Origin of the sequence: Bacillus sp. AFS001701 (assembly GCF_002559405.1) — a bacterium.
Classification (GTDB): domain Bacteria; phylum Bacillota; class Bacilli; order Bacillales; family Bacillaceae_G; genus Gottfriedia.
In genome coordinates this window covers 1-7,151 of sequence record NZ_NTZO01000275.1, presented here as the reverse complement: position 1 = coordinate 7,151, position 7,151 = coordinate 1, and the positions used below count along the sequence as shown (strand labels likewise).

The following is a 7,151-nucleotide window of genomic DNA, read 5'->3' as shown; positions in this document are numbered from 1 at the left end:
GCGTTTGGTCCCATATATGCCGGCATTGTTTGTGGGAAGTTTTCATTAGGCCCCATATATGATGGTAACGTTTGGGCTGCGTTTGGATTCGGACCTGCATATGCTGGTAATGTTTGCGGTACATTCGGTCCTGAGTATGCTGGCAATGTTTGTGGTGCATTTGGTCCCATATATGCTGGCAATGTTTGTGGTGCATTATTTGGCCCCATATATGCTGGTAATGTTTGTGCTTTATTCGTAGCTACTGGTGATACTTGCGCATTTGGTTTTCCTGTTGCAGCTGGTGATACTTGCATATTCGGTTTTCCTGTTGATACCGGTGACACTTGCATATTTGGTTTTCCTGTTGCTACTGGTGACACTTGCATATTTGGTTTCCCTGTTGATACTGGTGATACTTGCATATTCGGCTTTCCTGTTGATACTGGTGACACTTGCATATTTGGTTTTCCTGTTGATACCGGTGATACTTGCATATTCGGTTTTCCTGTTGCTACTGGTAAGACTTGCTCTTTTGGTTTCCCTGTTGAAACTGGTGATACTTGCACATTTGGTTTTCCTGTTGAAACTGGTGATACTTGCACATTTGGTTTTCCTGTTGATACCGGTGATACTTGTTGATTTGGTTTTCCTGTTGATATTGGCGATACTTGTTGATTTGGTTTTCCTGTTTCCGCTGGCGATACTTGCGGATTTGGTGTTGACGGAGAAACCAATGATCCTGGGAAGTAGTTCTTTTTCTCTGACATGCTTTGTCCTCCCTTGGTGTTCACATTTGATTTATTATCATTTATCGGATTTTTAACTGCCACTGGCGAAACAACTTGCGGTATGTTCGCATTTGGTTTTCCAGTTTGAACAGGAGATACTTGTTGATTCGCATTATTTGTCGCAGGTGATACAGTCGGTTTCGCAGGTGGAATAGGTACCTGAATTATAGGTTTTACTGTCGGTGTAACCTCTACATTAATATTCAAATTATTATCAACTGGCTTTGTATTCGGCATGACAGCAGGTTGTGTCTGAGCTACAGGTTGAACATTTCCTTCTTCTACCACCAAAGCAGCACTTGGCTTAGGTTGCTGTACCTCCTTTTTGGAACCTAATGGGGCCGGTTTTTCTCCCCTTTCTGGCACTTTAATTTTCATGCCAGGATAGATCATATCTGGATTACTTAGTTGGGCATTTAATTTAACTATCTCTTCGTAGTCGATGTTATATTTTTGAGCAATGCTCTTAAGGGTATCGCCCTTTATTACTATGTGAATTCTCACCTTTTCCCCTCCTGACCAATTGCCTCTACGTTGGATTGTACATTAGTACCTCACAACAATGTATGTCTGAATATTTGTATTTATGATAGAAGGTATTTTAATTTATGACGAGTAAGCTTGTATAAGTATTTACTTTATTCTTGTTTTTTCTATAAAAAAATCATTTAGCTCATATTGAACTAAATGATTTTAATTTTTTATGCTATTATGTTTTTAAGCAAGCTCAAGCATTTTATCTAATGCCTTAATTGCATCTTTTGCAGTTTGTTTATCAACTGTAATAATATTTTGGATGTTACCTTTTTCGATACTTTCTAAAGACCATAATAAGTGTGGTAAATCGATACGATTCATTGTTAAGCAAGGACACATAAATGGATTTAATGAAATGATCTCCTTATCAGGATGATTTTTAATAATTCTTTGAACTAGATTCATTTCAGTTCCAATTGCCCATTTACTTCCTGCAGGAGCAGCTTCAATTTGGTCAATAATATATTTAGTAGATCCATTGTCATCACTTGCAGCTACAACTTCTCTAGAACATTCTGGATGCACAATAATTCTCATGTCTGGATGATTTTTTCGTACATTCTCAATATTTTTCACAGTAAAATTCTCATGAACAGAGCAGTGACCTTTCCAAAGTATTACTTTGATGTTATTTAGATCATCACCCTCATATTCTAAAGTGTCAGTTATTGGATTCCAAATAGCCATATGTTCTAACGGTACACCTAATTCAAATGCTGTGTTTCTACCTAAATGTTGATCAGGTAGGAACAATATACGTTCTTTTTGTGTGAAAGCCCACGAAACAACCTTTTTAGCATTAGATGAAGTTACGGTTGCACCATCATTTCTACCGACAAACGCTTTAATAGCAGCTGTTGAATTAACATATGTTAACGGTAAAATTGTGTCCCCAAAAAGCTTCTGTAATTCTACCCATGCACGATCAGTTTGATGATGATCTGCCATATCTGCCATTGAACAGCCTGCTCTCATATCAGGTAAAATAACAATCTGTTCATCTTCCGTTAAAATATCTGCAGTCTCTGCCATAAAATGTACACCACAGAATACAATATATTTCGCTTTTTTATTATTAGCAGCAACTTGAGCAAGTTGTAGAGAGTCTCCAGTCGAATCTGAGAAAACTACAACTTCTTCCTTTTGATAATGATGACCTGGAATGAAAAGAGCATCACCTAATCTCTCTTTTATATCTTTTACTCTTTTTTCCATTTCCTCAGTTGATAAAGTATAGTACTCATCAGGAATTTGATATCCTTCATTTTTTTGTATCATATCTAAAACGTTCATTGTCCCACTCCAATCCCTTTTTATTACAAGTAGAAGCTTATATCTAATGCTTTTGTCGAATGTGTTAAACAGCCTAAAGAAATAACATTTACACCACAGTTTTGAAAACTTGCTAAATTATCTAAAGTAATACCACCAGAAGCTTCCGTTACAATCGTTTCTGGAACAAGTTTAACGAATTCTTTTATTTCATCTGGAGTACGATTATCAAACATAATGACATCTGCACCAGCTTCAATAGCTTGAAGAACTTGATCTTTGTTTTCTGTCTCGACTTCAATTTTGACCATATGACCTAATTTATTTCGTAATGAATCTACTGCATTTTTAATTGAACCTGCATAAGCAATATGATTATCTTTCAGCATCACTGCATCATATAAACCAAAACGATGGTTTGATGCTCCACCACAAGTAACAGCATACTTATCAAACAAACGTAAACCTGGCATCGTTTTTCTTGTATCGACAAGTTTAATTTTCTCGTCGTTTAATGTTTCAACTGCTTTTGAAGTAAGCGTTGCAATCCCACTCATTCGTTGTAAGAGATTAAGCATAACTCTTTCACCTGATAATAACACTTGAACTGGTCCTTCTACTTCTGCAAGTAGTTGCCCTGCCTGAACAGATTCACCATCTTTAACATGTAATGTTACTTTTATATCTTCATGAAGTAATTTATAAGTTATTTCGATTAAATCAGTACCCGCAATAACTCCATCTGCTTTTGCAAGTACTTTTCCAGTTGTTCTTTCATGCATTGGAAAAATATGAATTGAGGATAGATCACCTTCCCCAATATCCTCTAGTAAAAATTGCTCAATCATTTTTTTAGCTTTTAATGTATTCATGAATTTCTCTCCTCAAATATTAGCTGGTTGATCTATATATTCTATAAAATGTGAGCCGATGCTTTCTTTTCTTCTTATTGCAGCTTCTGCAATTAGTTTTCCAGTAATTAGCATATTGTATCTTTCTATTTCCTCTTTGTTCATCGGACGTGCATCATCTGTTTTAGACTCTAAGAAGTAAGAAAAATAGGTGGATGCTTTATTTAAATCGTCTTCATTTCTTACAATACCGATATACTTCATCATTATCTCTTTAATTTCATCTTTTGTAGGTAAAGTTCTAAATCTTGGTATCATATATTTTGGTGGATTCTCATTTACTTTAGCTAAAGGAAGGTCGGCAATAAATTTCGCAACCTTTTTACCAAACACAATCCCTTCCAATAAGGAATTACTAGCAAGTCGATTTGCACCATGCACACCTGTACATGCAACCTCTCCTACTGCATACAATCCTGGAATTGTCGTTTCTCCATTTGCAGATGTCTTCACCCCACCCATGTGGAAATGTGCGCCTGGAACAACAGGAATCAATCCTTTTTCTAGATCAATTCCATTATTAATAAGATTGGCAGTAATTGTTGGAAAACGTTGTTCAAATCCATCAATCATTTCAATCGATAAGTAGATTTCTTCCCCGTTTTGCATTTCATTAAAAATCGCCCTACTAACAACATCTCTTGGTGCTAAATCTTCAAAAGGATGAATTCCTTTCATAATGCGACGACCAGTTTTCGTAACTAAAAAAGCTCCTTCACCTCTAACAGCTTCTGATACTAGACCTTTACATGCCCCATTAATGTAAAGCATGGTTGGATGAAATTGAATAAACTCCAAATCAGCCATCTCACAACCTGCTCGAAATGCCATAGCAATTCCATCTCCGGTTATGGCCTTATTATTGGAACTAAATTGATACATTGCCCCAATACCGCCAGTTGCCAGAAGCGTTGTGTTTGCAAAACAGGATTCTAATTCCCCATTTTCATTAAGTATATAAACACCCTTACATATTCCATCTTGTATGATCAAATCAATTACCATTTCATGTTCAATAATCGTTATTTTCTCTTTTATCCGAGTATAAACAGTTTCAACTAAATGCTTTCCAGTGGCATCTCCGCCAGAATGTAAAATTCTATTTTTCCGATGCGCTCCTTCTCTACCTAGATGAAACTGACCTGATTCATCTTTATCAAACTCCATGCCAATAGAAACAAGATCCTTCATAGACGTTGTTCCGTTCTTTACTAGTTCTTCTACTGCTTCTATATTATTTACATTACAACCCGCTTCGAGCGTATCTTGTTTATGAAGTTCCCAAGAATCATCATCAGACATTACAGCTGCAATTCCACCTTGTGCTAGCATCGAATTGCTGTCCCAAATTTTTTTCTTTGTGAATAGAATCACATTTTTAGACTGACAAATTTCCTCAGCAGCCATTAAAGCAGCAATCCCACTGCCAATAATGACAACGTCTGCAGTTCGCATAGTTGCCCCCTCCATTTACAGTACATCTATTTAAATTTTATCTTATAGATAAAAAAGCTGTCTTGACACCTATATTTACATATATTTAAACTAATGACAAGAAATTTTTTTTTATTGCTTAAAAAAGGAGACTTTAATTTGATTTATTTAGACTATGCTGCTACAACTCCAATGAGTGAAGAAGCCATTGAGACATTTGTCACTGCCTCTAAAAATTACTTTGGAAACGAGCGAAGTTTACATGATATTGGCTCAAAGGCATCACTGTTACTTGAAGCATGCCGCAAGCAATTAGCAGGATTTATAAATGCTAGCCCCGCTTCAATTTACTTTACAAGTGGAGGAACTGAATCAAATTTAATTGCGATTCAAACCCTCTTGAAGAGTACAAAAAAAGTCGGAAAACACATATTAACCACAACATTAGAGCATTCTTCAATTAGTAATTATTTAAAAGTACTGGAAGAACAAGGATATGAAGTTTCTTATTTGCCAGTTACAAATTGCGGGATTATCTCATTAGAAGTGATTAAAAGTGCAATTCGTGAAGATACTGTATTGGGTATTTTTCAACATGTAAATTCTGAAATTGGAGCTATTCAACCGATTAACGAAATTGCAAATTTATTTAATTCATCAAATATTTTACTCCACTGCGATTGTGTACAATCATTTGGAAAAATAGCAATAGATGTCTCAAAATATGAAATTTCAAGTCTTAGTATTTCTGGTCATAAATTAAATGGACCAAAAGGGATTGGTGCCCTTTATTTAAATCCTAAATTAACTTGTCAACCAATCTATCCCGGTACATCTCATGAAAGTGGGATTCGTCCCGGTACTGTTAATGTCCCAGCAATTGCATCTTTCGTAACAGCAGCTGGTCATATAATAAAAAATCAAGACGAAGAGCAAAAGAGATGTCACTATTTAAAAAATGTTTTAAAATCACAATTACACGATGTTCAACATCTTGTAAAATTTGAAGGTTCTGATGAAGAGTGTATTCCAAATATAATTGGAATGAGGATCATTGGACTTGAAGGTCAGTATGTCATGCTTGAATGTAATCGACATCAATTTGCCATTTCAACAGGAAGCGCTTGTGCAATTGGTATGCAAAAACCTTCAGAAACGATGTTAGCAATCGGAAGAGATCCTCATGAAGCAAAACAATTCTTTAGAGTTTCAATCGGGAAACAGACAACAGAAGAAGACTTAATCAAATTCTCGTCTGTGTTAAAATTAATCATTAATCAAAATTTTTAATCGAGGAAATTAAAATGAATAAAAAACTTTTAGGGGAAGAAAGAAGAAAGAAAGTTTTACAATGGTTAAAGGAGTCTGAGTCGCCCTTATCAGGCAATTCCTTAGCTAAAAGAGCAAATGTTAGTCGACAAGTTGTCGTAGGTGATATTACACTTTTAAAAGCGAAAAATGAGCCTATACTAGCAACTGCACAAGGTTATATTTATATACATCCTAATATAGAAACAGACAAAATTAAAAAAGTAATTATTTGTCACCATACAGCTGAAGAAACTCAAAAAGAACTTGAAATATTAGTCGATCACGGTGTTACAGTTAAGGATGTAATGGTTGAACATCCTGTCTATGGATATATCACAGCCCAATTACAAATTGCGAACCGTTATGATATTTCCTTATTCCTTCAAAAAATGGGGGAAACGAGCTCTGTCCCGCTGTCTAATTTAACAAATGGAACACATCTTCATACAATAGAGGCAGATAGTGAACAGCAGCTTGAAAGTGCAATCTTACAATTAAAAAATGAAGGTTTTTTGGTAGACATGCCATAAGTGAAGGTTTAAAAGAGGTATTAGTAGATTTCTTTGATTAAACAATAAAGGGTTGTCTCATGTGCCAGGGTAAAAGACATATGAGCATCCTTTTTTTATGTAGAGCAGGGGTATCTTAGTCAGACTTTAAAATTTGTTGATGTTTTCGATCTTTTTGATGATCATTTCAGCAATCTTTAATCAATTTTCAAGTCGAAATAGGAGTAAAATTGCTCCTTTCCCTTTTAAAGGGTCCTATTTTTGTACAATGTGAAGTCAAAATACCACTAGTATGTGTAAAACTATATATTATTTGCCATTATTGGAAATTTATTTGCGGTTTTGCTAAGTTTAATTGCGATTCTCGAATTTTAATTGTGATTTGGACAATTTTAATTGCGATTCTC

The 7,151-nt window shown here is 35.3% G+C and carries 6 protein-coding genes; 2 read left to right on the top strand and 4 right to left on the bottom strand.

Annotation, left to right across the window (positions count from 1 at the left end; genetic code table 11):
* The 4 genes from CN514_RS17620 to nadB form a co-directional block, all read right to left on the bottom strand.
* A partial coding sequence (locus CN514_RS17620; protein ID WP_141529408.1) for a LysM peptidoglycan-binding domain-containing protein occupies positions 1-1,274 on the bottom strand: 1,274 nt, incomplete at its 3' end.
* 213 nt (positions 1,275-1,487) lie between these two features.
* Positions 1,488-2,600, bottom strand: coding sequence for a quinolinate synthase NadA (gene nadA / locus CN514_RS17615; protein ID WP_098233724.1), 1,113 nt, complete (start codon positions 2,598-2,600; stop codon positions 1,488-1,490).
* A gap of 23 nt (positions 2,601-2,623) precedes the next feature.
* Positions 2,624-3,451, bottom strand: a complete 828-nt coding sequence (gene nadC, locus CN514_RS17610) for a carboxylating nicotinate-nucleotide diphosphorylase (RefSeq protein WP_098233723.1) — start codon at positions 3,449-3,451, stop codon at positions 2,624-2,626.
* A 12-nt stretch (positions 3,452-3,463) separates the two neighbouring features.
* Positions 3,464-4,945, bottom strand: coding sequence for an L-aspartate oxidase (nadB, locus tag CN514_RS17605; RefSeq protein ID WP_098233722.1), 1,482 nt, complete (start codon positions 4,943-4,945; stop codon positions 3,464-3,466).
* Between the two features lie 138 nt (positions 4,946-5,083).
* Here nadB and CN514_RS17600 point away from each other — a divergent pair, with 138 nt between their 5' ends.
* Both CN514_RS17600 and CN514_RS17595 read left to right on the top strand, forming a co-directional pair.
* Positions 5,084-6,214 carry an IscS subfamily cysteine desulfurase gene (locus CN514_RS17600; protein WP_098233721.1) on the top strand — a complete coding sequence of 377 codons (1,131 nt, stop codon included), beginning with the start codon at positions 5,084-5,086 and terminating at the stop codon, positions 6,212-6,214.
* 8 nt (positions 6,215-6,222) lie between these two features.
* Positions 6,223-6,765, top strand: coding sequence for a transcription repressor NadR (locus tag CN514_RS17595; RefSeq protein ID WP_098233720.1), 543 nt, complete (start codon positions 6,223-6,225; stop codon positions 6,763-6,765).
* Positions 6,766-7,151 lie beyond the last annotated feature (386 nt).